Origin of the sequence: Rhodovulum tesquicola, from assembly GCF_024128855.1 — a bacterium.
GTDB lineage: Bacteria > Pseudomonadota > Alphaproteobacteria > Rhodobacterales > Rhodobacteraceae > Rhodovulum > Rhodovulum tesquicola.
The window spans coordinates 1-25,995 of the sequence record NZ_JAMYDV010000003.1 but is presented as its reverse complement, the minus strand read 5'-3'; the positions used below and the strand labels follow the sequence as shown (position 1 = coordinate 25,995).

Here is a 25,995-nt window from a genome sequence, read left to right as displayed (position 1 = left end):
TGGAAATCCCCGCGCGGCGTCCCTATCACTGAGGCCGGGGATCTGTGGGGGCGCGGATGACGGCCGAAACACCTGTCGAAAAGCTGACCGAAAAGGCTGCGCGGGCTGAACTTGCCCGTCTGGCGCGGCAGATCGCGCGGGCCGATGCGGCCTATCATAGGCATGACGCGCCCGAAATCTCGGATGCGGCCTATGACGCGCTGAAACGGCGCAATGCCGAGATCGAGGCGCGCTTTCCGGCATTGATCCGCCCGGACAGCCCCTCGGGGCGGGTGGGGGCCGCGCCCGCCGAGGGTTTCGCCAAGGTCCGGCACAAACGCCGGATGCTGTCACTGGAAAACGCCTTTGCGCCCGACGAGATCGCCGAGTTCGACGCTCGCATCCGCCGCTATCTGGGCCTCGCCCCCGACGGGCCGCTGATCTACACGGCCGAGCCCAAGATCGACGGGCTCTCGCTCAGCCTGCGCTACGAGGGCGGCCGACTCGTGCAGGCCGCCACCCGCGGCGATGGCGAGACCGGCGAGAACGTCACCGCGAACGCCCGCACGCTCGCCGATATCCCCGAAACGCTGGCCGGCGCGCCTGACATCCTCGAGGTGCGGGGCGAGGTCTATATGACGCATTCCGATTTCGAGGCGCTGAATGCGCGGCAGGCCGAGGCCGGGCAGAAGACATTCGCCAACCCGCGCAACGCCGCGGCCGGATCCTTGCGCCAGCTTGATCCGGCGATCACGGCATCGCGCCCGTTGCGGTTCTTTGCCTATGGCTGGGGGGCGGTCAGCGCGCCGCTGGCCGATACCCAGAAGGGCGCGATTGCCCGGCTGGCGGATTTCGGCTTTCCGGTCAATCCCTTGACCGCGCTTTGCGACGGGCCCGACGCGCTGATGGCGCATTATTCCGCGATCGAACAGCGCCGCGCGACGCTGGGCTATGACATCGACGGCGTGGTGTACAAGGTCAACGATCTCGCGCTTCAGGACCGGCTGGGCTTTCGCTCGACCACGCCGCGCTGGGCCATCGCGCACAAGTTCCCCGCCGAACTTGCCTGGACGCGGCTGGAGCGGATCGAGATCCAGGTCGGCCGCACCGGCGCGCTGTCGCCGGTGGCGCGGCTGATGCCGGTCACCGTGGGCGGCGTCGTCGTCTCGAACGCGACGCTGCATAACGAGGATTACATCGCCGGGCGCGATTCCCGGGGCATGGCGATCCGCGACGGCAAGGATTTCCGCGAGGGCGATTGGGTGCAGGTCTATCGCGCGGGCGACGTGATCCCCAAGCTGGCGGATGTGGACCTGTCCAGGCGACCCCCGGACGCCGCGCCCTACGCCTTTCCGACCACCTGCCCCGAATGCGGCTCGGACGCGATTCGCGAAGAAGGCGATTCGGTCCGCCGCTGCACCGGCGGGCTGATATGCCCGGCGCAGGCGGTCGAGCGGCTCAAGCATTTCGTCTCCCGCAACGCCTTCGACATCGAGGGGCTGGGCGCGAAACAGGTCGAGATGTTCTATCGCGACGAGGTGCTTCCGATCCGCGAACCCGCCGACATCTTCACGCTGGCCGAGCGCGACCGCGCGAACATCCCCAAGCTGAGGAACCGCGAGGGCTGGGGCGAGAAATCCGTCACCAATCTTTTCGCCGCCATCGAGGCGCGGCGCGTGATCCCGCTGAACCGGCTGATCTTTGCGCTGGGCATCCGCCATGTCGGCAAGGTGAACGCCGATCTTCTGGCCCGCAACTACCTGACATGGCAGGCGTTCGAGGCGGCGATGACAAACGCCAGCTTGGGCGAGGGTCCCGAATGGGACCAGCTTCTGTCCATCGACGGGGTGGGGCAGGTGCTGGCGACCTCTCTGGTCACGGCCTTTCACCAGCCCGCCGAGCGCGCCTCGATCGACCGGCTGGTGGCACATCTGAGCGTGGACCCGGCCCAGCCGCACGGGCAGGTCGACAGCCCCGTGGCCGGCAAGACCGTGGTCTTTACCGGCACGCTGGAACGGATGACCCGGGCCGAGGCCAAGGCGCGGGCCGAGGCGCTGGGGGCCAAGGTCGCGGGCTCGGTGTCGAAGAAGACCGATCTGGTGGTGGCGGGTCCGGGGGCGGGGTCCAAGGCCAAGCAGGCCGCCGATCTGGGGATCGAGACCATCGACGAACAAGGCTGGCTCGACCTCATCGGGGGCGCATGAGCGGGCGGCCCGATATCCTGTTTCCGCTGTTTGCCGGGCTCGAGGGGCTGGACGGGGTCGGGCCAAAAACCGCGAAATTGCTGGCCCAGCTCGATATCGAAAAGCCGCGCGATCTGATCTTCACGCTGCCCCATTCGGGCGTGGACCGGCGGCGGCGGGCAAGCCTGCGGCAGGTGGCCCAGGGCGAGGTGGCCACCGTCGAGATCGAGGTATTGCGCCACGAACCGCCGCGCACAAGGGGCCGGCCCTGGCGGGTGCAGGTGCAGGACGCCGAAACCGCCTTCACGCTGGTCTTCTTTCATGCCCGGGGCGATTACCTGCGCAAGCTGCTTCCCGAAGGCGCGCGGCGGGTGATTTCCGGCAAGGTCGAGCATTTCGACGGGATGATCCAGGTGGTCCATCCCGATCATGTGCTGCCGCCCGACCAGGCCGAGACGATCCCCGATTACGAGGTGGTCTATCCGCTGACCGCGGGGCTGGGCCTGAAACAGATGACCCGCGCGGTGCAATCTGCGCTCGACCGGCTGCCCGATTGTCCCGAATGGATCGACCCGGCTCTGCGGGCGCGCGAGGGGTGGCCGGGCTGGGCCGCCGCGCTGCGCATGGCCCATGCGCCGCTTGGCCCGCGCGAGATGGCTGCGACCGCGCCGCCACGCCAGCGGCTGGCCTATGACGAGCTGTTCGCGCATCAATTGACGCTGGCGCTGGCGCGGGCATCCGTCCGGCGCGGCAAGGGGCGGGTGACGGCGGGCGACGGGCGGCTGCGCGCGCGGGTGCTGGCGGCGCTGCCCTATCGGCCGACCGCGGCACAGACCCGCGCGATCGACGAGATCGCGGCCGACATGGCGCAGCCCAGCCGGATGAACCGGCTCTTGCAGGGCGATGTCGGCGCGGGCAAGACGCTGGTCGCCTTCATGGCGCTGCTGGTCGCGGTCGAGGCGGGCGGGCAGGGGGTTATGATGGCCCCGACCGAAATCCTGGCCCGCCAGCATCTGGAGAACCTGCGCCCGCTGGCCGAACAGGCGGGTGTGGTGCTGGAAATCCTGACCGGCCGCGACAAGGGCGCCGAGCGGCGGGCCAAGCTGGCCGCCCTTGCCACGGGCGACATTCAGGTGCTGGTCGGCACGCATGCGCTGTTCCAGAAGGATGTGGCGCTGCGCGACCTGCGTCTGGCCATCGTGGACGAACAGCACCGGTTTGGCGTGTCGCAGCGGATGGAACTGTCGGCCAAGGGGCAGGCGGCGGATGTGCTGGTGATGACGGCGACACCCATTCCGCGCAGCCTTGCGCTGGCCACCCATGGCGACATGGACGTGTCGGTTCTAGACGAGAAACCGCCGGGCCGGATGCCGGTCAGGACGGCGCTGGTCTCGGCCGGGCGGATCGACGAGGTGGTGGACCATCTGCGCCGCGCCATCGCCGAGGGGCGGCAGGCCTATTGGGTCTGCCCGCTGGTCGAGGGCTCGGAACTGGTGGACCTGACCGCGGCCGAGGACCGCTTTCAGAGCCTGCGCGCCGCGCTGGGCGAGGGTGTCGTGGGGCTGGTGCATGGCCAGATGCCCGCGCCCGAAAAGGATGCGGCCATGGCGCGGTTTCAGGCGGGCGAAACGGCGGTGCTGGTCGCGACCACGGTGATCGAGGTGGGGGTGGACGTGCCCAATGCCTCGATCATGGTGATCGAGCGGGCCGAGGGTTTCGGGCTGGCGCAGTTGCACCAGTTGCGCGGGCGGGTCGGGCGGGGTGCTGCGGCCTCGACCTGTCTTTTGATGTATCAGCCGCCCCTGACCGAAAGCGGGCGGCGGCGGCTGGAGATCCTGCGCGAGACCGAGGACGGCTTTCGCATCGCCGAGGAGGATCTGGCGATGCGTGGCGCGGGCGATCTGATCGGCACTGCGCAATCGGGCCTGCCGCGGTTCCGTATCGCCGATCTGGAACGGCAATCGGCGCTGATGGCGCTGGCGCAAAGCGATGCGCGCAAGCTCCTGGCCGACGATCCGGGGCTGGAAAGCGAGCGGGGCAAGGCCGCCCGCGTGCTGCTCTGGCTGATGGAGCAGGACAGGGCGATTCGGCTGATAAAGGTGGGCTGAGGGCGCTACGTTCCTCTGCGTTCGCAAAAGTTCTTAAAAAGTTCTTTACGCAAAACCGAAAGTATGAGAACAATTAGGCAACAAGTTACTCGACAGGAGGTTGCCCCGATGCTGACCGAACTGCTCGCCACCCTTGAGCGCAGCCGCGCCACCCTCTGGCAGGATGCGATTGGCGCCGCCGCGCTGATGGTGGCCTTGTTCGCGGGGCTGCACCTGCCCGCGCTTTTCTGACGGTTCACTGCCCGCTGTCTGTGCCTGCGCCTCTCCCCAAGGGGTCGGGAGCCTGCGTCTCGCTGCACGGACGCACACCTCGCCGCCGCCTCCCGCACCGGAGCGCGGCGGTTTTTTTGTCGGATCAGGCGCAGGCCGCGGCCTCGGCGGCGTCAAAGGCTTCGAGCGTCGCCTCCAGCGCCAGCAGGATCGAGGCGTGGCGATTGCGATATTCGCGCGCGGGGGCCAGCACCTCCAGCCCGTCAAAGGGCGGGTCGGGCGGCGGGCCGTTTTCCTTGAGCATGGCCTTGAGCTGGTCGCGGGCGCGCTGCACCTCGTCCCGGCTGCGCCCGAGGATGGCGGCCCCGACGACCGCCGCCGCCGCCTGGCCCAGCGCACAGGCCTTGACGTCTTGGCCAAAGCGCGTGATCCGCCCCTCCGCGATGTCCAGGTCCACGCTGACCGTCGAGCCGCAAAGCGGCGAGCGCTTGCGCGCGCTGGCCATCGGCCCATCGAGCCGCCCCAGATGCGGAATGTCGACCGCCAGCGCAAGGATGCGCTGGGAGTAGAGCTTGACGAGATCGGTCTCGGCGGTCATGGCGTTCCCTTCTGCCCGCATCGCGCATAGATAAACCCGGCGCGCGCGTTTTCAAAGGAGTTCGGCCATGGCCTTCGATCCTGCAAGCCTGAAATTCGATGCGGCAGGCCTGATCCCGGCGATTGCCCAGGATACGGGCGGGGCGGTGCTGATGATGGCCTGGATGAACGCAGACGCGGTTGCCCGCACGCTGGAAACCGGGCGCGTCACCTATTGGTCGCGCTCGCGTCAGGCCTTCTGGGTCAAGGGCGAGAGCAGCGGCCATGTCCAGCGGCTGATCGAGATGCGCGTCGATTGCGACCGCGACTGCCTTCTGCTGGTGGTCGAGCAGGAGGGTCCTGCCTGTCACACCAACCGGCGAAGCTGTTTCTACACCGCGATCCGCGAAGGCGAGGAAGTGGAGATCATGGCGCCCGTGGCAGGCTGAGGCGCCATGGGTATTTGTGCCAAGAAGAAGCAGCGGGCGCGTCAAAGCCCGACAAGTCGGCGGATGTCCTCGGGCGTCGCGCCGTCGGCGCGGTAGCGCGCGAGTGCGCGGGCATCGTCGCGCTTGGCCAGCCGCTTGCCCGCCTCGTCCACGATCAGGCGGTGATGGTGGTATCCTGGCGAGGGCAGGACCAGAAGGCACTGGAGCAGAACGTGGATCGGCGTAGCCTCGAACAGGTCTTCGCCGCGCACGACCTCGCTGACCTGCTGGAAGGCGTCATCCACAACCACGGCAAGGTGATAGGAGGTGCCAAGATCGCGCCGCGCCAGAACCACGTCGCCAACCGTTTCGATCAGCGCATCGCGCACCAGCGCGTGGCGCCCGGCATGGGACGGCCCGGTTTCGGTGAAGGCCGGGAGAGCGTCCAACCGGGACAGCGCCGCCTGCATGTTCAGCCGGATCGCGTCATCGGGACCGGCCTGATCCATCGGGCGGGTGCGGCAGGTGCCGGGATAAACCGGCCCGTCGGGGCCGATCACCGGGGCGTGCGGGGCGGACAGCGCGGCGCGGATATCGGCGCGGCGGCAGCGGCAGGGATAGGTCAGCCCCATCGCGGCCAGCCGGTCGAGCGCGGCTGCATGGGCGGGCAGGCGGGCGGACTGGCGCAAGACCGGGTGCGGCCAGTCGATGCCGAGCCAGGCGAGATCGTCGAAGATCAGCGCCTCCCATTCCAGGCCGCAGCGGGCGCTGTCGATATCCTCGATCCTGAGCAGCATGGTGCCGCCCGCGGCGCGGGCGCGGTCAAAGGCGGTCAGCGCGGAAAAGGCGTGGCCAAGATGCAGGGGCCCGGTGGGCGAGGGCGCGAAGCGGGTGCGCGCTTCAGCCATGGGAAAGCCAGGCGGTCCAGTCGGCCTTGGCGCGGTCGGTATAGGCCTTGTAGCGATCGCGCCGGCCGCGGCGCCCGGCCCTGAGCCCCTCGACCGGCGGGAACAGGCCGAAATTGACGTTCATCGGCTGGAAGGTCCGGGCATCCGCGCCGCCGGTGATATGGGCGACCAGCGCGCCGGTGGCGGTGGTCGCGGGCACGGGCGGCAGGCTGCGGCCCGTGAGTTCCGCCGCGGCAAGGCGACCCGCGAAAAGGCCCATCGCGGCCGATTCCACATAGCCCTCGACCCCGGTGATCTGCCCGGCAAAGCGGATATGCGGGCGCGATTTCAGCCGCAACCCGGCGTCAAGCAGCATGGGCGCGTTGAGGAAGGTGTTGCGGTGGATTCCGCCAAGACGCGCAAACATGGCGTTTTCGAGTCCGGGAATCATACGGAAAACAGATGTTTGCGCGCCGTATTTCATCTTGGTCTGGAAGCCGACGATATTGTAGAGCGTGCCCAGTGCATTGTCGCGGCGCAATTGAACGACGGCATGGGGCTTGATGTCCGGCGCATGCGGGTTGGTCAGCCCCACCGGCTTCATCGGCCCGTGGCGCAGCGTTTCGCGCCCGCGCTCGGCCATCACCTCGATCGGCAGGCAGCCGTCGAAATAGCCTGCGGTCTCGCCCTCGTGGAACTCGGTCTTTTCGGCGGCGAGCAGTGCGTCGATGAAGGCCTCGTACTGGTCGCGATCCATCGGGCAGTTCAGGTAGGCGGTGCGTTCTTCCTCGGTCTGGCCCTTGTCGTAGCGCGACTGGAACCATGCCTTGGACAGGTCCACGCTGTCGGCATGGATGATGGGCGCAATGGCGTCGAAAAAGGCCAGCGCCTCGGCACCGGTTTCGGCGCGGATCGCCTGTCCCAGCGCGTCCGAGGTCAGCGGACCGGTCGCGACGATCCAATGGCCATCTGTGGGAAGCGACATAATTTCAGATCGTTCAACGACGATCTTCGGGTGGTCAAGCAGGCGCGCGGTCACCGCCTCGGCAAAACGGTCGCGGTCCACGGCCAGCGCGCCGCCCGCGGGCAGGCGGTTGTCGTCGGCCATCGCCATGATCAGCCCGCCCGCCGCGCGCATTTCCCAATGCAGAAGGCCCACGGCGTTCTGTTCGTCATCGTCCGAACGGAACGAGTTGGAACACACCATCTCGGCCAGCCGGTCGGTGCGGTGGGCAAAGGTGCCGGTCCGGGGTCGCATCTCGTGGATCACCACGTTAAGCCCGGCCTGCGCGGCCTGCCAGGCGGCCTCGGCACCCGCCATGCCGCCGCCAATGATGTGAAGGGGGTCTGCCATGGCCCCGATCTAGCGGCGCGGGCGGCCCTTGGAAAGAGGGAAGCCCGCCCCGGGGATCAGGCCGAGCGGCGGATCAAAGCGGGCGGATATGAAATTACCTTGTCGCTTGCCTGGATTTCGGCGAGGGCGGCGCGTGTGGCGGCCAGTTCAAGCCGCGTGCGTGACAGTTCTTCTTCGGGATCGTCGGCCCCGACGCCGCCGCGCATGGCACGGCAGGTCGGAAGATCTGCGGTCAGCGCGATCATCACCAGCGCGCCGACCATCGCAACCTCTATCCAGAGCGTGTGTTGCGCGACCGGCAGCACGAAAAGCCCCGAATGAGAAACCAGCGCCGTGCAGACCGTGTAAAGCGCAAGGATCAGCGCCGCGGGCCGGACGACCCGACCGACGAAGAGGGCAACCCCCGTGAGCCAGACCACGGTAATGGTAGCCCATGAACCGACAGTGGCGGTTCCCGCCCGGGGAACAAGATCGGCGCCCTCGGGCATGACGATGATCCCGGTGGCATGGGCGATGAAATAGGAAGCGACCAACATGCGCGCGGCGGCAAGCGCGCGGCATGTGGCGACCTGAACGAGGGGCGTTTTGCCAGTCATGGCGGCAGCTCTCCCTTCGGCGTCAATCCGGTCCCCGGGGCCGGGTTTCACAGTGTTTCGAGCAGGACAGAGAATTCCGGCTTCTTCTTGACGAAATCCTGACGGCGACCGGACGGATTTGCCGAAAGCGGAGGATAACCCGGTCTATCGGAATCCGTGGTAAACAGAGGCTGAATCGCGGCCGAAACAGGACGCGATCTGTCGCGCACGGTGCCTGCATGTCCGGAAGCGGACGGGGTCATGCGAGCGGGGGGTAGATGGAGCGGGTGAAGGGAATCGAACCCTCGTCGTAAGCTTGGGAAGCTTCTGCTCTACCATTGAGCTACACCCGCCCGGGCCCGTGTGAGGTAGCCAAAGGTCCGGCCTGCGTCAAGCCCTGCCGACGGTGTCCGCGGCCCGAAGCTTGGTCAGCCCCCGGAGTATGAACGCGAGATCAGCCGCGTCTGCGCCGCCGCCGTCCGCCGCCCTCCGGGCCGACGTTGAACTCGACTTCGGGCAGGGGCGCGACGCGCGCAAGTTCGGGAAAGGGATCGGTGGCATGGGGCAGGGCGTTCGCGGCCACGAAATGCTCCTGGAAGCGGGGCTCGACCGCGGTCTCGACCTTCTCGATCCGTCGCACATTGGCCTCGATCAGCCGCCGCGCGGCGCGCGAGCACAGCGCGATCCGCGCCCCCGTTCCCGCCGCGTTCCCGGCCGAGCGCACCTTGTCGAGCGCCACATCGGGGATCATGCCCAGAACCATCGCATGCAGCGGGCTGACATGGGCGCCAAAGGCCCCGGCCAGCACGACGCGATCCACCCGATCGACCCCGATCCGGTCCATCAACAGCCGCGCGCCCGCGTAAAGCGCCGATTTCGCAAGTTGAATCGCCCGCACATCGCCCTGCGTGACCGCGATCAGCGGCCCGCCCGCCGCGCGCCCGTCATGCAGCACATAGGCATGTGTCCGCCCCTCTGGGGTGATCCGGGCGCAACCCGTCGCCTCGGCCGAGCCGATCAGGCCCGAGCCGTCCAGAAGCCCTGCCATCCGCATTTCGGCCACCGCCTCGATGATGCCCGAGCCGCAGATGCCGGTCACACCGGTCGCGCCCGTGGCCTCGGCAAAGCCCGGCGCGTCGGACCACAGATCGCAGCCGATCACCCGGAAGCGCGGCGCGCCGGTGGCGGGGTCGATCCGCACCCGCTCGATCGCGCCCGGCGCGGCGCGCTGGCCCGCGCTGATCTCGGCCCCCTCGAAGGCCGGGCCGGTGGGGGACGAGCAGGCCAGCACCCGGGCGCGATTTCCAAGGATGATCTCGGCATTGGTGCCGACATCGACGATCAGCACCAGGTCGTCGGATCGCTCGGGCGCCTCGGACAGCGCCACGGCCGCCGCATCCGCGCCCACATGGCCCGCGATCAGCGGCAGCACATAGGCGCGCGCGGCGGGATTGATCGAGACCAGCCCCAGATCGGCCGCGGCGATGTCCAGCGCGTCGGAGCTGGCCAGCGCAAAGGGCGCCTGGCCCAGTTCCACCGGGTCGATGCCCAGCGCAAGATGGTGCATCACCGGGTTGCAGACCAGCGTGGCCTCGACGATGTGGCGGGGATCGACGCCGGCCTCGGCCGCCAGCCCGCCGGCCAGATCGTTCAGCGCCACGCGCACCGCCGCCGTCATCGCGGCCGCGCCGCCGGGGTTCAGCATCGCGTGCGAGACCCGGCTCATCAGGTCCTCGCCAAAGCGGATCTGGGGGTTCATCGCGCCCGCCGAGGCGCGCACCTCTCCGGTGGTCAGATCGGTCAGATGCGCCGCGATGGTGGTCGAGCCCAGGTCGATCGCCAGCCCGTAAAGCGGCCCCTCGAAGAAGCCGGGCCAAAGGTCGAGAATGCGCGAGGCCGCATCGTCGCGATCCCGGTGCAGCGCGACGGTGACCTGCCAGCCGCCCTTGCGCAGCGCCGCTTGCAGCCGGGCCAGCACCGGCAGGGAGGGGCGCGCGGGCGGCAGCCCCCATTGCGCGGCGAGCGCGGCGTTCAGCCGTTCCAGATCGCCCGAGGGCGCGTGCAGATCGGGCGAGGCGACCTCGACCAGAAAGAGCCGTGTGGCCGGGTCCATCTCGACCGCGCGCGCCTCGGCGGCCTTGCGCACGACCTGGCGGTGAAGCTGGCTTTCGGGCGGCACGTCGATCACGACATCGCCCATGATCCGCGCCTGGCACCCCAGCCGCCGCCCCGGTTTCAGCCCGCGCTTTTCGTCATAGCGCGTCTCGACCGCGTTGACCGGCGACAGCGCGTCCTCTGCGACGGTGACGCCGTGCTTGGGAAAGGTGCCGTAAAGGGGGGCACATTGGCATTTCGAGCAGATGCCGCGCCCGCCGCAGACCGAGTCCAGGTCGACGCCCAGGGTCCGGGCGGCCTCCAGCACTGTGGTTCCGGCGGGCACGCGGCCGCGCTTGCCCGAGGGGGTGAAGATCGCCAGCGGTTCGCGGTCGTCCATTCGCCCCCCTTGCGTTTGCCTATCTGCCGATGCGCTGGAACGCGCCACGCACATCGTCGGACCCGGCGCCGGTCCAGCCCGCGATGACGCGCGTCAGGTGATCGGTGATGCGCACCTTCTGGGTCTGGCCCTGGCTTTCGGCCTGAAGCGCCTGTTGTCCGGTATAGGCCACCAGATCGGCCCGGATCGGTTCGGGTCCGGCGAGAACCTGCCCGGTCCGGGCATCGCTGACCTGCGCGACGAACGAGATGTTGTGCACCCCCGTGCGCTGCAGCCGTTGCCGGGCAATGTCGGAAAGGGCATGGAACTGGCTGACATTGATCGTCAGCCTCACCGTGCGCGGTCCGCGCAGTCCCGAGGTGGCGCGCCGGGCGGCGGTCTTGAAGATTGCGGCGACTTGCGCGCGGCGGTCGCCCGGGGGGTCGCCGCGCCAGACGATATCGGCCTCGGGCTGGTAGACATTGGCCTCGGACACGGTCAGGCTGTCGGGCAGGCGGATATCGAATTGCGTCACCCGCCAGCCGCGCGAAACAGCGGGCGAGATCGCGTCGCTGTAATCGGTCGTCCATGTCCCGGCGCAGCCGGACAGAAGGCCGGTCAGAAGCCCCCCCGTGAAAACCCGTCTGGTGAAGATCATCGCCGTCATTCCTTCGATTGCCTGCGGGCGCAGCCCCGGAGGGGTGCGCTTCTGCCGCTAAGCTATAGCCCGCGAAAGACGAATGCGGGCTTAACGGGGCGGGGCAGGGCCGTTCAGCCCCGCCGCCTGCGTCGGCCGCCGCGGCCTGCGCCCGCCTCGGCTGCGGCCTGCGAGGCCTCGGCAAAGGGCGTTCCCTCGGCGACCTGGTCCAGCACGCGGGAAAAGCGGATCCACTCGCCGCCATTCGGGTCGTGGTTCATCAGGAAATTCGCGGCGCGCACCGCCTCCATCTCGACCGGCCGGACCGGGTTAATGATCGCCGATGTCATCCCCGCCCCGATCGCCATGGGCAGGAAGGCGGCGTTGATGCCGTGCCGGTGCGGCAGTCCGAACGAGATGTTCGACGCCCCGCAGGTGGTGTTCACGCCGAGTTCGTCGCGCAAACGGCGCACCAGCGCAAAGACCTGCTGGCCCGCCGATGCCATCGCGCCCACCGGCATCACCAGCGGATCGACCACGATATCGCAGGCCGGGATGCCGAAATCGGCGGCGCGCTGGACGATCTTCCTTGCCACGGCGAAGCGCACGTCCGGATCCTCGGAAATGCCGGTATCGTCGTTCGAGATCGCCACCACGGGGACGTTGTATTTCCGGACCAGCGGCAGCACGCGCTCCAGCCGTTCCTCCTCGCCCGTCACCGAATTGAGCAGCGGCCGCCCCTCGGCCGCGGCAAGGCCAGCCTCCAGCGCGCCGGGCACCGAACTGTCGATGCAGAGCGGCACATCGACCAGCCCCTGCACCAGTTCGACCATGCGGCGCATCAGCGGCGGTTCGGTCTGGTTCGGGTCAGGGTTCGAGTTGTAGACGACGCCCGCATTCACATCGAGCACCATCGCCCCGCAGGCGACCTGTTCCAGCGCGTCGCGTTCGACGGTCGAGAAATCGCCCGCCTCAAGCTCGGCGGCCAGTTTCTTGCGGCCGGTGGGGTTGATGCGCTCGCCGATCACGCAAAAGGGCTCGTCGAAGCCGATGATGACGGTGCGGGATTTCGACTCGAGGACGGTGCGGGTCATGGGGGGCCTCATCTCTGCGGCATGGGGGCAAGGCCGCGCTCGGCCAGCCAGGCGGCATTGGTCGCGATCCCGCCCAGCGGGAAGAAATGAACCCCCGCGATGGGGAAATCCCCGGGGCGACGGGCGGCGGCGGCGGCGAGGTCGGTCAGGAACGCGTCCGGCGTGAAGGGCAGAACCAGCTTGGAGACATCGCGCGCGCGCCGTTGCAGCACCTTGAGCGAGGGGCCGACGCCGCAGGCCACGGCGAATTTCACCAGCGTTTGCAGCTTGGCAGGCCCCGCCACGCCCAGATGGATCGGCAGGGCGATGCCCTCGGCGCGCAGCCGGTCGGCCCAGGCGATCACCGGCGCCGCCTCGAAGGCGAATTGCGTCACGATCCCCATGGCCGCATCGGTGCGTTCGGAAAACGCCTGTTTCCAGGCCAGCGCCTCGGCCACCAGCCGGTCGGACCCGTCGGGGTCGATATCGCGCGAGCCTTCGGGATGTCCCGCGACATGCAGGCGGTTAAAGCCCTCGCGGTCGAACAGCCGGGTTTCCAGAAGCTGAATCGACGAGTGGAACTCACCCAGCGGGTTTGCGCGGCCGCCCGCGATCACCAGCGCCTCGCGCACGCCCGCCTCGCCCCGATAGCGCGCCAGAAGATCCGCAAGGGCGGCACGGTCGGGGATCGAGCGGGCGGGGATGTGCGGCATCGGCTCGAAGCCCCAGGTCCGCAGCCGCGCCGCCGCGCCGATCATGTCGGCGATCTCGGTGCCGTCCAGATGCGCGATATAGACCCGGGTGCCCCTGGGCAGGAGCTTGCGGAATTCCGGCAGCGCGGCCAGCGTCCGCGGCATCACCTCGATAGAGTAGCCGCGCAGGAACGCTGCTAGCGTTCCAGCCGCTGGCCGGGCGGTTTCCTGTCTGCCGAACTGAAATAGTCCCATTGCCGTCTCCCACAGCCTGTTCACGCCCGTTCCCATCCCCCGGCCTCGATCAGCGCGCCAAGCCGCGCGGCGTCGTAGGCCGCCTCGATCCGCGCCGCTTCGGCCGCGGCCAGCATGGCGGGATCGCCCTCTTGCGGGGTCGGACCCGCGCGCCGCCACTCGGCGAGGTAGGCGTCGCTGTCGCGCGCGCCCACCTTCATGGCGCAGCGGTCGATGGCCTGTTCGAAGCGAGGGGTCAGAACGCGCTTTTCGGCCCTGCGCCCCTTGCCCACGATCACCTGGGCCGGGATGTCGCGCCAGTAGAGGATGGTCAGTTCCGGCATCCGATTCCCTTTCCTGCCTGCTCCGCTTGTAATCCGGCAAATTGCCGCGGCGGGGCCGGATTTCGACATGATGGACCCGGCTTGCGACCTGCGCGGGTGTCATGCGCGGCGCGCGCGTCAGGTGAAGACCGCGAAACAATCGGGCGGCTGGTCGGGAATGATTGCCGACACAGGCGAGAATTAACCGCCTTGCGCGGAAATCTTGGCCATTCAGAGGCAATTGCGGCACATCCGGGGCATCGCGGCGCCCGTGGGGGTGCGCCGCGTGAACCGCCTCACCGGTGGGGGCGAGGCGGTTCCCGGGAGTGGCCGGTCTTGCATTTGGGGATGCGAGACCGGCCCAGGCGGGCGGGTCCGGTGGGTTGGGGTCCGGATGGTGAGGCCGAGCATGGTGCGGGCCGGGAGGTTGGACGTATGCGCAAGCGAACAAGCGCCGTGGCGGCTGCGGCTTTTCTGTGGCTGGTGGCGGGCACGAGCCTGTCCACGCCGTGGTCCCGGGGCGACGCGGCGATGTCCGGATCCGGGGCGGCCCCCATGCCGGTAGCCACGCCCGAAATGCCCGGGCACGAGGCGGCTCCGGTGCCGGGATTTCTTTACGCAAGGGTCTTTGCGGCGGCGCAGCGTCTCTGCCTGCGCCCTGAGGGCGGCCTTTGCCTGCCTGCATCCGGCGGGCAATGCTTCGCGGTGTCCCGCGAAGCCGGTATTGCGGCAGGCGGCGCAAGCTGTCCGCAGGGAACGGAAGGCGCCGCCGGCGAGCGGCAGGTCGAGCACGCTCAGGCGCTGGCCCCGGACGCGGGAACGGAATGGCCGGGTGATCCGCTTGTGGGCGGGCGCGGTCTGCCGGACTGGATCATTGTTGCGGCGGGGGGCGGATCCCGGCCATGGGCGGGCATGCCCACAGTCTCTGCGCGGGAACCGCGGGAATGGAGTCGTCCGGCGATGCCGATCTTGATGCCCAGGACAACGCCCGGACCGGATCTGAAACCAAGGGTGCAGGAACCGGTTGAAACCGGGGCGCCGTCCGCGGTGCCGCTTCCGCCGGGCCTTCCGCTGCTGCTGGCTGGGGTGGCCATGCTCGGACTGGCGCGCCGCGCGCGTCCCCCAGTACGGGGCAGATCGCCCGGTTGAAACCGTTGCAAGCTCGCCGCGCCCGGGCTAGCTTGGGACCAACTCGATCTGGAGGGCGATCCGATGACGCCCAGGCGTCCGAACGGTGCGGGCGCGTTCCCCAAGGCTGTGGCGACCCCCGCGCCTGCTCAACCGGATCCGGCTTCGCTTTATGCGGCGCTGGATCTCGGTACAAACAGTTGCCGCATGCTGATTGCCCAGCCCAAGGGCAGCCAGTTCCATGTGGTCGACAGCTTCTCGAAATCGGTCCAGCTGGGCACCGGTCTGGAGTCGTCTGGCCGGCTGAGTCGATCCTCGATGGCGCGCACGGTGCAAGCGCTGCGTATCTGCAAGGGCAAGCTGGAAAAACACCAGGTGGCACGCATGCGGCTGGTCGCGACAGAGGCCTGCCGACGGGCAACGAACGCGCGCGAATTCATAAGTTTCGTGCGCCACGAGACCGGGCTTGAGCTAGAGATCATCGAGCCAGAGGAAGAGGCGCGTCTTGCCGTCGTTTCCTGCGCGCCCCTCGTTTCGACCAGAACCGAACAGTTACTTGTGGTCGATATCGGCGGGGGCTCCACGGAACTGGTGTGGATCGACCTTTCGGCGGTGCCGCGGCATGACCGGCCGCGCGCGATCATGCGGCTGCATGGCGGGTTTCATCCGGCCGACAACCCGTTCCCGGCCGCGCGCGTGGTCGACTGGATCTCGGTGCCGCTTGGGGTGGCCACGCTCAAGGAACAGTTCGACGATGTCGAGGACGACCACGCGCGTTTCGCGCTGATGAGCTGGTTCTTCGAGGAAAACCTGGCCGATTTCTCGCCCTATGCCGCCGAGCAGGCGAAGGAGGGGTTCCAGATCATCGGCACCTCCGGCACCGTGACGACCGTGGCCGCCAGCCATCTGGGGCTGAAGCGTTATGACCGGACCAAGGTCGATGGTTTGCGCATGACCTCCGCGCAGATCGACCAGGTGATCCGCACCTATCTCTATCTCGGGCCGGAGGGTCGGCGGACGGATCCGCGGATCGGGCGCGACCGGCATGCGCTGATCATGTCGGGGGCGGCGATCCTGCAGGCTTTGATGCGGCTCTGGCCGACCGACCGGCTGTCGGTCGCGGACCGGGGCTTGCGCGAGGGGCTCTTGTACGCGCAGATGTCGGCCGATGGCGTGCTGGAGGACGGCCCGTTCTGAGGCGCGCGACCCGGACCGGGGCGTCGGGCGGCCAGTGGCGGCATCGGGTATTTTTGCCAAGAAGAAGACAGGGGGCGCGCGGGCGGCCGAGATGACGGAAAAGCGGGGATCGAGCGGGCGCGGGCAGCGCGATTTGAAGGTGCGGGTGAAGTCGGCCAAGGGGCGGCGGCTGTCCTCGACGCGCTGGTTGGAGCGACAGTTGAACGACCCTTATGTCAAGCGCGCCAAGGCCGAGGGCTATCGCGGGCGCGCGGCGTTCAAGATCCTCGAACTGGATGACCGCTTCCGCTTCCTTGTGCCGGGGGCGCGGGTGGTCGATCTGGGCTGCGCGCCGGGCGGCTGGTGTCAGGTGGCGGTCAAGCGGGTGAACGCGCTGGGCGAGCAATCCGGCAAACCGGTGGGCCGCGTGCTGGGGATCGACCTGCAGGAGGTGGAGCCGATGCCGGGGGCCGAGATCCACCAACTGGATTTTCTGGAGGATGGGGCCGACGACAAGGTGAAGGGCTGGCTGGGCGGCAAGGCCGACGTGGTGATGAGCGACATGGCGGCGGCGAGTTCCGGGCACAAGCAGACGGATCACCTGCGGATCGTCGCGCTGTGCGAGGCGGCGGCGCAACTGGCCTTCGACGTTCTGGAAGAGGGCGGCAGCTTTGTCGCCAAGGTTCTGGCCGGCGGCGCCGAGGGCGAGTTGCAGAAGATCCTCAAGCAGCGCTTCGAGAAGGTCGCGAATGTCAAGCCGCCGGCCAGCCGGTCGGACAGTTCCGAGAAATTCGTCGTGGCGATGGGGTTTCGCGGGTAGGGCGTCCGACCGTCAGGTGAACTTGCGGAAGAAGCCGGTGCGGTTGAACATCTCGTCCAGCGCCTCCATCCGGGCGCGGGTGTCGGGCCAGCGGCGTTCCTGCACTGCCGCGATTACGGTTTCCACCATCAACAGCGTCGTGACTGAGGAATCCCACGCCGATGGCACCACCGTGCGGCTGACCAGCACCGCGCGCGCCAGCCTTTGCACGGGCGAGCGCCACTGGTCGGTGAAGAGCACGATCTCGGCCCCCCGCTCGGCAGCCATCTCGGCCAGCCTGAGCGTCGCGTTCTCGTAGCGGCGGACATCGAAGATCACCAGCACGTCGCCCGGCGCGAGGTCGAGCAGCGAATGGGCCCAGGCGTTCTGTTCCCCCTGGAACGGTACGACGCCGGGGCGGACCATCTGAAGATGCAGCGCGAGATATTCGGCCAGCGTCCGGGTGATCCGTCCGCCCACGACATGGATACGCCGGGCCGGATCCGCGATCAGGTCGCAGACCGCGTCGAATTGGGCGGGGTCAACCTGGCCCAGGCTGTGGCGGATATTTCCGATCACGGCCTCGGTGAAGCGGTTCAGGATATGCGCTCCGGGCGCGCCCTCGGCCCAGGTCTCGCGCCGGGCAACGGGACCCGAGATCTTGGCCTCGAGCTCGGCGCGCAGCGCGGCCTGGAACTCGGCATAGCCCTTGAACCCCAGTTTCTGCACCATGCGCGCCACGGTCGGCGTCGAGACCTCGGCCGCCAGGGCGACCTGGGTGATCGAGCCAAGCCCCGAAACCGGGTAGGCCTCGAGGATCGAATCCGCAAGCTGCCGCTCGGCGCGGGTCAGATCGTCGAGCCGGGCGTGCAGCCGTTCGGCGATGGTCTGCTGGGGATCGGACATCGAGCCTGGCCTCCATCTGCACAATATAGCGTCAGGTGGATCGCCTCTGAAGAGAAAGTTTCAGGAAAGGAATTGACAGCTTCGGGGGTGGTGAAGAAACCTGTTCACATGCGACAGGGAGTCAGCATGATCGAGGCAAGGGAAGGGGCGCCGGACTACCGGCCGCAGGTCGAGAACGCGGCCGGAAATGCGCCCGTGGTGCTTGTCTGCGAGCACGCCTCGAACGCGATCCCGGCGCGGTTCGGCGGGCTGGGGCTTGCCCCGGGTGACGAGTGGAGCCACGCAGCCTGGGATCCGGGCGCGCTGGGCGTGGCGCGGGCGATGGCGTCGGTTCTGGACGCGCCACTGGTGGCCGCTACCGTCTCGCGGCTGGTGCATGATTGCAACCGGCCTGCGGGAGCGCCGGAGGCGATGCCGGTGAAGACCGAGGAGATCGCCATTCCCGGCAATGCGGACCTGTCCGCGTCCGACCGGGACGACCGCGCGCGGCTGGTCCATGCGCCCTTTCATGCGCTCCTTTCCGCCACCATCGCCGCCCGGCCTGTGCCGCCCGCGCTGGTCACCGTGCACAGTTTCACGCCGGTCTGGCATGGGCTGCCGCGGGCTGTCGAGATCGGCATCCTGCATGACAGCGATGCGCGACTGGCCGAGGCGATGCTGGCGCTTGCGCCCTTTCATACCGGGCATGTGGTGGCCCGGAACGAACCCTATGGACCGGTTGACGGCGTGACCCATACACTCAGGCTGCACGGGGTCGGCAGGGGGCTGGTCAATGTCATGCTGGAAATTCGCAACGACCTGATCGCCGATGACGCGGCACAGGTGAGGATGGGAACCCTGCTGGCGGGGCTTCTGTCCGAGGCGCTGGTCGCCATGGGGCAGGGGGCAGCGCCATGACCGCCCTGATGCGCGCCTATGTCCGGATCGTCGACGGGGTGAACTATCACATCGGCCGCGTGGTGATGTACGGTATCTTCGTTATGATGGGGATCCTCTTGTGGTCCTCGATCTCCAAGACCTTCTTCCTGCCCTCGCCCTGGACGCTGGAAATGGCCCAGTTCTCGCTGGTGGCCTATTACATGCTGGGCGGCGGCTATGCGATGCAGCTGGGTGCCAATGTCCGGATGGATCTGTTCTACGGCCGCTGGTCGGTGACGACGCGGGCCTGGGTGGACAGCGTGACCGTGCTGTTCCTGATCTTCTTCCTGGGTCTGCTGATCTATGGCGGCATCGACAGCCTGCTTTACAGCCTGCAATACAACGAACGCAGCCCGACCGCCTGGCGCCCGCTGCTCTGGCCGATAAAGACGGTGATGTGCGTGGGCCTGGGGCTGATGCTTCTGCAGGCGGTTTCTGAACTGATCAAGGACATCGCGCATCTTCGGGACATCGAGATCTGAGCCATGTCCTATGAACTGATCGCCCTCCTGATGTTCGCCTCGATGATGATGATGCTGTTCACGGGCCAGCGCGTCTTTGGCGCGATCGGGGCGGTGGCGGGGATCGCGGCGCTGGCACTGTGGGGAACGGGGGGCTCGGTCATCCCGTTCTCGGCGGCGGTCAAGTTGATGAACTGGTACCCGCTGCTGACGCTGCCGATGTTCATCTTCATGGGCTATGTGCTGTCCGAAAGCCGGATCGCGGACGATCTTTACCGGATGTTCCATGTCTGGATGGGGCCGGTGCCGGGGGGGCTGGCCATCGGGACCATCGCGCTGATGGTGCTGATATCCGCGATGAACGGGTTGTCGGTGGCGGGCATGGCGATCGGGGCGACCATCGCGCTGCCCGAATTGCTGAAACGCGGCTACGACAAGAAGATGGTGACCGGCGTGATCCAGGCCGGATCCTCGCTGGGCATCCTCGTGCCGCCCTCGGTGGTGCTGGTGCTTTATGCCATGATCGCGCGCCAGCCGGTGGGGCAGCTTTGGCTCGCCGGCATGATCCCCGGCCTGATGATGGCGGCGATGTTCATCGTCTATATCTACCTGCGCTGCCGCATGAACCCTGCGCTCGGCCCCGCACTGGCCCCCGAGGAGCGGGCCGAGATCGGTTTCGCCGAGAAGATGCGGCTGTTGCGTGCCGGGCTTCTGCCCGTCGGCATCTTCGCCGCGATGATGGTGCCCTTCGTCAATGGCTGGACCTCGCTGGTCGAAAGCTCGGCCATCGGCGCCATCGCCGCCTTCCTGGCCGCGCTGGCCAAGCGCCGTATGACGCATGAGGTGTTCGAGAACTCCGTGCGACAGACCCTGGCGATTTCCTGCATGTTCATGTGGATCATCCTGGCCGCGATGGCCTTCGGCGCGGTGTTCGACGGGCTGGGCGCGGTGCGTGCGATCGACAACCTGTTCACCGAGCAACTGCACCTGTCGCCTTGGACGATCCTGATCCTGATGCAGTTGAGCTTTCTCATCATGGGCACGTTCCTCGACGATACCGCGATGCTGGTGATCGTCGCGCCGCTTTATGTGCCGCTGGTCAAGGCACTGGGCTTCGATCTGATCTGGTACGGGGTGCTCTACACCATCACCACGCAGATCGCCTACATGACGCCGCCTTTCGGCTACAACCTCTTCCTGATGAAGGCGATGGCGCCCAAGGAGGTCGGGCTGGGCGATATCTACCGGTCCATCGTGCCCTTTGTCGGGGTGATGCTGCTCGCACTGGGGATCATCATGGCCTTCCCGGGCATCGCGCTGTGGCTACCGCATTATGTCTACGGCCTCTAACCAGAGCCCCGCAAAGGGGACGCAAAACCGGGGGGCACCCCGCCAACAAGGAGAGAAAGACATGACCACGAGACGCAAGTTCCTCACCACCGCGGGCGTTGGTGCCGCGGCAAGCCTGGCCGCGCCCGCCGTCCATGCGCAATCGACGATCCGCTGGCGGATGCAGACCTATGCGGGCGGCGCGCTGGCCGAGCATGTGGTCAAGCCCGCCATCGACAGCTTCAACAAGATCGCCGGCGACGAGATGCAGATCGAGCTTTACTATGCCGATCAGCTTGTGCCCACGGGGGAACTCTTTCGCGCGATGCAGCGCGGCACCATAGACGCGGTGCAGTCCGACGACGACTCGATGGCCTCGCCGACCGAGGTGACGGTGTTCGGCGGCTATTTCCCCTTCGCGTCCCGCTATTCGCTGGATGTGCCGGTGCTGTTCAACCAGTACGGCCTGAACGAGATCTGGGCCGAGGAATATGCCAAGGTCGGAGTCAAGCATATCAGTGCGGGCGCCTGGGATCCCTGTCATTTCGCCACCAAGGATCCGATCAACAGCCTGGCCGATCTGCGCGGCAAGCGCGTCTTCACCTTCCCCACGGCGGGCCGGTTCCTCGCGCAGTTCGGCGTCGTCCCCGTGACCCTGCCCTGGGAGGATATCGAGGTCGCGGTGCAGACGGGCGAGCTTGACGGCATCGCTTGGTCGGGCATCACCGAGGATTACACGGTGGGCTGGGCCGAAGTGACCAACTATTTTCTGACCAACAACATCTCGGGCGCCTGGATCGGCCATTTCTTCGCCAATCAGGATCGCTGGAACGAGGTGCCGGAGCGGCTTCAGGAACTGATGAAGGTCTGTTTCGAACAGTCCCATTACTATCGTCAATGGTGGTACTGGGGCGGCGAGGCGGCGCTGCGCGTGCATGGCGACAAGTTGCAACTGACCTCGATTCCCGACGAGGAATGGGATCAGGTCGAGGCGGCCGCACAGGCGTTCTGGGACGAGATCGCAGCCGAATCCGAGACCAAGGCGAAGGTTGTCGAGATCTTCAAGCAATACAATTCCGACATGCAGAAGGCCGGGCGGCCCTACCGCTACGGCTGAACCCCGCCGCTGACCCGTGGGACGCCCCGCCCGGGGCGTCCGCTTTCCCTGTGCGCAACCGACAGAGGCCCGAATGCCCGGCTCCCTGACCCTCGACACCCTCGCCATGCTGGTCGATGCGGGCGAGATCGACACCGTCACCCTGGCCCAGATCGACATGCAGGGCCGGTTGATGGGCAAACGCTTTCACGCCCGCCATTTCCTGGAGCATGGCGTGCATGAGACCCATTCCTGCAACTACCTGCTGACGGTGGATCAGGAGATGGAGCCGGTGCCGGGCTTCAAGTCCGCAAGCTGGGAACAGGGCTACGGCGACTACATGATGCGCCCCGACCTCGCCACGCTGCGACTGGCGCCCTGGGCGCCGGGATCGGCGCTGGTGATCTGCGACACGATGGATCATCTGGGCCATCGCGACATTTCCGTCGCCCCCCGCGCGATCCTCAAGGCCCAGATCGACCGGCTGGTCGAACGCGGCATGGCGGCGATGATGGCATCAGAACTGGAATTCTACGTTTTCCGCGAAAGCTTCGATCAGGTGCATGACGGCGGCTATCGTGCGCTGACGCCCACCAGCCCCTATAACGAGGATTACCATCTTCTGACCACCGCCCGCGAGGAAGGGTTGATGCGGGCTGTCAGGAACGGCCTCTACGATTCTGGAATCGCAGTGGAAAACTCCAAGGGCGAGGCCTGGGCCGGGCAGCACGAGATCAATGTGCGCTATGCCGATGCGCTGACCGCCGCCGACACGCACACGATCACCAAGCATGTGGTCAAGGAGATAGCGCTGGCCCAGGGCCATGCCGTGACCTTCATGGCGAAATATGCCGATGCGCCGGCGGGGTCGTCCTGCCATGTCCACCAGTCGCTGTGGTCGCTCGAGGGGGCGCCGCTATTCCTCGAACCCGACGAGCCCTATGGCATGTCGGCGATGATGCGCGCCTATGTGGCCGGGCTGTTGAAATACGCCAGTGACTTCACGCTGTTCCTGGCTCCCAACATCAACAGCTACAAACGTTACGTCGCGGGCACCTTTGCGCCGACCAAGGCGGTCTGGTCGCGCGACAACCGCACCGCGGGCTACCGGCTGGTGGGCGAGGGCACCAAGGGCGTGCGGATCGAGAACCGGGTGGGGGGCGCGGACCTGAACCCCTATCTCGCCTATGCCGTCCAGATCGCGGCGGGGATGGCGGGGATCGACGAGGGGCTGGAACTGGAACCGGAATTCCGGGGCGACGCCTACACCACCGAGGGCGTGCGCGAGATCCCCAAGACCCTGCGCGAGGCCCTTGCGGCCGCCGACGAATCCGCCATGCTCCGCGCGGCTCTGGGCGACGAGGTGGTGGACCACTACGTCCACGCCGCCCGCTGGGAGCAGACACAATACGACCGCCGCGTGACCGACTGGGAACTGCGCCGCGGTTTCGAAAGGGCCTGACCCCATGACCGAGACGTTGAAATGCCTCTCTCCCGTCGACGGGAGCGTCTATGCCGAACGTGCGCTGATGCCGCTGGACGAGGCGCGCGCCGCCGTCGCCCGCGCCCGCGCCGCGCAACCCGCCTGGGCCGCGCGGCCCCTCGCCGAACGTGTGGAAATCGTGCGCCGGGCCGTCGCGCTGATCGGCGAGACCAATGACGAGATCGTGCCGGAACTGGCCTGGCAGATGGGCCGTCCGGTGCGCTATGGCGGCGAGTTCCGCGGTTTCCAGGAACGCGCGCACTACATGGCCGACATCGCCGCTGAGGCGCTGGCCGATATCCGCATCGAGGACAGCGCGGCGTTTTCCCGCTATATCCGGCGGGTGCCGCATGGGCTGGTGCTGGTCGTGGCGCCCTGGAACTACCCCTACATGACCGCGATCAACACCATCGCGCCCGCGCTGATCGCGGGCAACGCGGTGATGCTGAAACATGCCAGCCAGACGCCGCTGGTGGGCGAACGGATCATCTGCGCGCTGCGCGATGCGGGCGTGCCCGACGACGTGGCGCAGAACGTCTTCCTCAGCCACGACACCACCTCCGCGCTGATCGCTGCGGGCGCCTTCCAGTTCGTCAACTTCACCGGCTCGGTCGGCGGCGGAAAGGCGATTGAGCGCGCCGCGGCGGGCACCTTCACGGGCCTCGGGCTGGAGCTTGGCGGCAAGGACCCGGGCTATGTCATGGAGGATGCCGATCTGGACGCCGCCGCCGACGGGCTGATGGATGGGGCGATGTTCAACTCCGGCCAGTGCTGCTGCGGGATCGAGCGGATCTATGTCCACGCCTCGGTCTACGAGCCCTTCGTCGAGAAATGCGTCGAGATCGTCAGCAAGGCCCGGCTGGGCAATCCGCTCGACCCCGACACCACGATGGGGCCGATGGCGCAGGTCCGCTTCGCCGATCTGGTCCGCGCCCAGACCGAAGAGGCCATCGCCGCGGGCGCCCGTCCGCTGATCGACCGGGCGCTTTTCCCGAGCGATGGCGGGGCCTACCTGATGCCGCAGATCCTGGTGGACGTGGACCATTCCATGCGCGTCATGCGCGAGGAAAGTTTCGGCCCCGTGGTCGGCATCATGCGTGTGAAGGACGACGCGGAAGCCATTGCGATGATGAACGATTCCGAGTTCGGCCTGACAGCATCGCTCTGGACGCGCGATGCGGATCGCGCGGCCCGCGTGGGCGACGCGATCGAGACCGGCACGGTGTTCATGAACCGCTGCGACTACCTCGACCCGGCGCTCTGCTGGACCGGGTGCAAGAACACCGGCCGCGGCGCGGGGCTGTCGGTGCTGGGCTACCACGCGCTGACCCGTCCGAAATCCTACCACCTCAAGAAAGCCTGACCCATGAGCCTGACCGCCAACTGGTCCTACCCCACCGCGATCCGCTTCGGGGCGGGGCGCATCGCCGAACTGCCCGAGGCCTGCATCGCGGCGGGCATCCGCAAGCCGCTTCTGGTGACCGACCGTGGGCTGGCCGCGCTGCCGATCACGGGGCGGGCGCTCGACATTCTCGACGCCGCGGGGCTGGGCCGGGGGATCTTTTCGGACGTGGACCCGAACCCGACCGAAAAGAACATGGAGGCGGGCGTGGCGGCCTTTCGCGAGGGCGGCCATGACGGGGTGATCGCGTTCGGTGGCGGCTCGGGGCTCGATCTCGGCAAATGCGTGGCCTTCATGGCGGGCCAGTCGCGGCCCGTCTGGGATTTCGAGGATGTCGGCGACTGGTGGACGCGCGCCGATGCGGACGCCATCGCGCCCGTGGTCGCGGTGCCGACGACCGCTGGGACCGGGTCCGAGGTGGGGCGGGCGGGCGTGCTGACCAACAGCGCGACGCATGAGAAGAAGATCATCTTCCATCCGAAGATGCTGCCCGCCGTAACCATATGCGACCCGGAACTGACCGTCGGCATGCCGCGCGCGATTACCGCCGGGACGGGGATGGATGCCTTTGCCCATTGCCTCGAGGCCTATTGCTCGCCCTTCTTCCATCCGATGAGCCAGGGCATCGCGCTGGAAGGGATGCGGCTGGTCAAGGAGTATCTTCCGCGCGCCTTTCGCGACGGCACGGACCTTGAGGCCCGCGCGCAGATGATGGCGGCAGCCGCCATGGGGGCTGTGGCGTTCCAGAAGGGGCTGGGTGCCATCCATGCGCTGTCCCACCCGATCGGCGCGCATTACGGCACGCATCACGGCACGACGAATGCGGTGGTGATGCAGCCCGTCCTGCGCTTCAACCGCCCGGCGGTCGAGGAACGGCTTGGTCTTGCTGCGGCCTATCTGGGCATTCCGGGGGGCTTTGACGGGTTCCACGACTTCATCGGCGCGCTGAATGCCGAGCTTGGCATTCCGGCGAGCCTGACCGCTCTGGGGGTCACGGATCCGGATCTCGACGTGCTGGTCGCCTCGGCTCTGGCCGACCCTTCGGTAGGCGGCAACCCGGTCGAGATGAACGCGGCGAACACGCGCGCACTGTTCGAAGCCTGTCTCTGAATTTTCCGGTCGGGTATCTTGCGGTTATTGGGGCGAGGATGAACCGATCCGGTTCAGTGTCGGTTGGCAATTGTTCCTGGTCCTCGCCCACCGCTAGCTCGGTCAAGCTTTGAGCTGTGCCGTTCCTTGGCGGGACACAGGGACTGGTATCACCAAGAATGAAGAGAGCCGCGCCTTAACAAGTGCCTGAGCTATTGATTTTATCCAGAACTTCCGGCGTGACCTTTGACAATCCCCTCGGGAAACTCCCTCGAAACCGTAAACGGTGTTTTGCCCCCACCTTCCTGTGATTTTTCCGTTCTGCGAGTCCGTCTCTGTTGGCTAACAGGGGTGGAGTTTCTCCATGGAGACTATGACGGAGTTTCTCAGTTCACTTGGCGTGGTGATCTACGAGGACGGGCGGCGGCGCTGGCCGGATGAGGTGAAGGCGCGGGTTGTGGCGGAGACGCTGCTGC

The 25,995-nt window shown here is 67.5% G+C and carries 23 protein-coding genes and 1 tRNA gene; 13 read left to right on the top strand and 11 right to left on the bottom strand.

Annotated elements, in window-relative coordinates:
• Window positions 1-56 precede the first annotated feature (56 nt).
• The 3 genes from ligA to NHN26_RS17465 all read left to right on the top strand — a co-directional run bounded on the left by ligA (window position 57) and on the right by NHN26_RS17465 (window position 4,501).
• Window positions 57-2,183 (top strand): NAD-dependent DNA ligase LigA, encoded by a 2,127-nt coding sequence (gene ligA, locus NHN26_RS04215; protein WP_253088272.1) that lies wholly within the window; start codon window positions 57-59, stop codon window positions 2,181-2,183.
• Window positions 2,180-4,270 carry an ATP-dependent DNA helicase RecG gene (gene recG / locus NHN26_RS04210; protein WP_253088271.1) on the top strand — a complete coding sequence of 697 codons (2,091 nt, stop codon included), beginning with the start codon at window positions 2,180-2,182 and terminating at the stop codon, window positions 4,268-4,270. Before ligA ends, recG begins: the two co-directional genes overlap by 4 nt.
• A gap of 108 nt (window positions 4,271-4,378) precedes the next feature.
• Window positions 4,379-4,501, top strand: a complete 123-nt coding sequence (locus NHN26_RS17465) for a hypothetical protein (protein ID WP_287185495.1) — start codon at window positions 4,379-4,381, stop codon at window positions 4,499-4,501.
• A gap of 124 nt (window positions 4,502-4,625) precedes the next feature.
• On the opposite strand, the gene NHN26_RS04205 is transcribed toward NHN26_RS17465, so the two are convergent.
• Window positions 4,626-5,078: an iron-sulfur cluster assembly scaffold protein gene (locus NHN26_RS04205; protein ID WP_253088270.1), complete on the bottom strand. Its 453-nt coding sequence runs from the start codon at window positions 5,076-5,078 to the stop codon at window positions 4,626-4,628.
• 67 nt (window positions 5,079-5,145) lie between these two features.
• Between NHN26_RS04205 and hisI the strand changes: the two genes are divergently transcribed.
• On the top strand, window positions 5,146-5,505 hold the full coding sequence (hisI, locus tag NHN26_RS04200; protein ID WP_253088269.1) for a phosphoribosyl-AMP cyclohydrolase: 360 nt from the start codon (window positions 5,146-5,148) through the stop codon (window positions 5,503-5,505).
• 41 nt (window positions 5,506-5,546) lie between these two features.
• Here hisI and gluQRS read toward each other — a convergent pair whose 3' ends face one another.
• The 9 genes from gluQRS to NHN26_RS04155 form a co-directional block, all read right to left on the bottom strand.
• Entirely contained in the window at window positions 5,547-6,392 is an 846-nt protein-coding gene (gene gluQRS, locus NHN26_RS04195) for a tRNA glutamyl-Q(34) synthetase GluQRS (RefSeq protein WP_253088268.1), read from the bottom strand.
• On the bottom strand, window positions 6,385-7,725 hold the full coding sequence (gene trmFO / locus NHN26_RS04190) for a methylenetetrahydrofolate--tRNA-(uracil(54)-C(5))-methyltransferase (FADH(2)-oxidizing) TrmFO (protein WP_253088267.1): 1,341 nt from the start codon (window positions 7,723-7,725) through the stop codon (window positions 6,385-6,387). Before trmFO ends, gluQRS begins: the two co-directional genes overlap by 8 nt.
• A 56-nt stretch (window positions 7,726-7,781) precedes the next feature.
• Window positions 7,782-8,321: a hypothetical protein gene (locus NHN26_RS04185; RefSeq protein ID WP_253088266.1), complete on the bottom strand. Its 540-nt coding sequence runs from the start codon at window positions 8,319-8,321 to the stop codon at window positions 7,782-7,784.
• Window positions 8,322-8,579: 258 nt separating this feature from the next.
• Window positions 8,580-8,653: transfer RNA gene (locus tag NHN26_RS04180), tRNA-Gly, on the bottom strand.
• A 101-nt stretch (window positions 8,654-8,754) separates the two neighbouring features.
• Window positions 8,755-10,794, bottom strand: coding sequence for an ASKHA domain-containing protein (locus NHN26_RS04175; protein ID WP_253088265.1), 2,040 nt, complete (start codon window positions 10,792-10,794; stop codon window positions 8,755-8,757).
• Window positions 10,795-10,813: 19 nt separating this feature from the next.
• Window positions 10,814-11,431, bottom strand: coding sequence for a DUF6778 family protein (locus NHN26_RS04170; protein ID WP_253088264.1), 618 nt, complete (start codon window positions 11,429-11,431; stop codon window positions 10,814-10,816).
• 113 nt (window positions 11,432-11,544) lie between these two features.
• Window positions 11,545-12,504 (bottom strand): methyltetrahydrofolate cobalamin methyltransferase, encoded by a 960-nt coding sequence (locus NHN26_RS04165; RefSeq protein WP_253088263.1) that lies wholly within the window; start codon window positions 12,502-12,504, stop codon window positions 11,545-11,547.
• Between the two features lie 8 nt (window positions 12,505-12,512).
• Window positions 12,513-13,430: a methylenetetrahydrofolate reductase gene (locus NHN26_RS04160; protein ID WP_253088262.1), complete on the bottom strand. Its 918-nt coding sequence runs from the start codon at window positions 13,428-13,430 to the stop codon at window positions 12,513-12,515.
• A 20-nt stretch (window positions 13,431-13,450) separates the two neighbouring features.
• Complete coding sequence (locus NHN26_RS04155; protein WP_253088261.1) at window positions 13,451-13,753, bottom strand: virulence factor; 303 nt, start codon at window positions 13,751-13,753, stop codon at window positions 13,451-13,453.
• A 1,191-nt stretch (window positions 13,754-14,944) separates the two neighbouring features.
• Between NHN26_RS04155 and NHN26_RS04150 the strand changes: the two genes are divergently transcribed.
• Together NHN26_RS04150 and NHN26_RS04145 are read left to right on the top strand one after the other, a co-directional pair.
• Window positions 14,945-16,057, top strand: coding sequence for a Ppx/GppA phosphatase family protein (locus tag NHN26_RS04150; RefSeq protein ID WP_253088260.1), 1,113 nt, complete (start codon window positions 14,945-14,947; stop codon window positions 16,055-16,057).
• A gap of 91 nt (window positions 16,058-16,148) precedes the next feature.
• Window positions 16,149-16,856, top strand: a complete 708-nt coding sequence (locus NHN26_RS04145; RefSeq protein WP_253088259.1) for an RlmE family RNA methyltransferase — start codon at window positions 16,149-16,151, stop codon at window positions 16,854-16,856.
• Window positions 16,857-16,868: 12 nt separating this feature from the next.
• On the opposite strand, the gene NHN26_RS04140 is transcribed toward NHN26_RS04145, so the two are convergent.
• The gene (locus NHN26_RS04140; protein ID WP_253088258.1) at window positions 16,869-17,741 is read right to left on the bottom strand and encodes a MurR/RpiR family transcriptional regulator; all 873 of its coding nucleotides are present in this window, start codon (window positions 17,739-17,741) and stop codon (window positions 16,869-16,871) included.
• A gap of 126 nt (window positions 17,742-17,867) precedes the next feature.
• On the opposite strand from NHN26_RS04140, the gene NHN26_RS04135 reads away from it, so the two are divergent.
• The 7 genes from NHN26_RS04135 (at window position 17,868) to NHN26_RS04105 (ending at window position 25,540) form a co-directional block, all read left to right on the top strand.
• Window positions 17,868-18,638: an N-formylglutamate amidohydrolase gene (locus tag NHN26_RS04135; RefSeq protein WP_253088257.1), complete on the top strand. Its 771-nt coding sequence runs from the start codon at window positions 17,868-17,870 to the stop codon at window positions 18,636-18,638.
• Window positions 18,635-19,141 (top strand): TRAP transporter small permease subunit, encoded by a 507-nt coding sequence (locus tag NHN26_RS04130; protein ID WP_253088256.1) that lies wholly within the window; start codon window positions 18,635-18,637, stop codon window positions 19,139-19,141. Before NHN26_RS04135 ends, NHN26_RS04130 begins: the two co-directional genes overlap by 4 nt.
• A 3-nt stretch (window positions 19,142-19,144) precedes the next feature.
• Window positions 19,145-20,470 (top strand): TRAP transporter large permease, encoded by a 1,326-nt coding sequence (locus NHN26_RS04125; RefSeq protein ID WP_253088255.1) that lies wholly within the window; start codon window positions 19,145-19,147, stop codon window positions 20,468-20,470.
• A gap of 61 nt (window positions 20,471-20,531) precedes the next feature.
• Entirely contained in the window at window positions 20,532-21,566 is a 1,035-nt protein-coding gene (locus NHN26_RS04120; protein WP_253088254.1) for a TRAP transporter substrate-binding protein, read from the top strand.
• 73 nt (window positions 21,567-21,639) lie between these two features.
• Window positions 21,640-23,007 (top strand): glutamine synthetase family protein, encoded by a 1,368-nt coding sequence (locus NHN26_RS04115; RefSeq protein ID WP_253088253.1) that lies wholly within the window; start codon window positions 21,640-21,642, stop codon window positions 23,005-23,007.
• Between the two features lie 4 nt (window positions 23,008-23,011).
• On the top strand, window positions 23,012-24,391 hold the full coding sequence (locus tag NHN26_RS04110; protein ID WP_253088252.1) for an aldehyde dehydrogenase family protein: 1,380 nt from the start codon (window positions 23,012-23,014) through the stop codon (window positions 24,389-24,391).
• A 3-nt stretch (window positions 24,392-24,394) separates the two neighbouring features.
• Window positions 24,395-25,540: an iron-containing alcohol dehydrogenase gene (locus tag NHN26_RS04105; protein WP_253088251.1), complete on the top strand. Its 1,146-nt coding sequence runs from the start codon at window positions 24,395-24,397 to the stop codon at window positions 25,538-25,540.
• Window positions 25,541-25,995 lie beyond the last annotated feature (455 nt).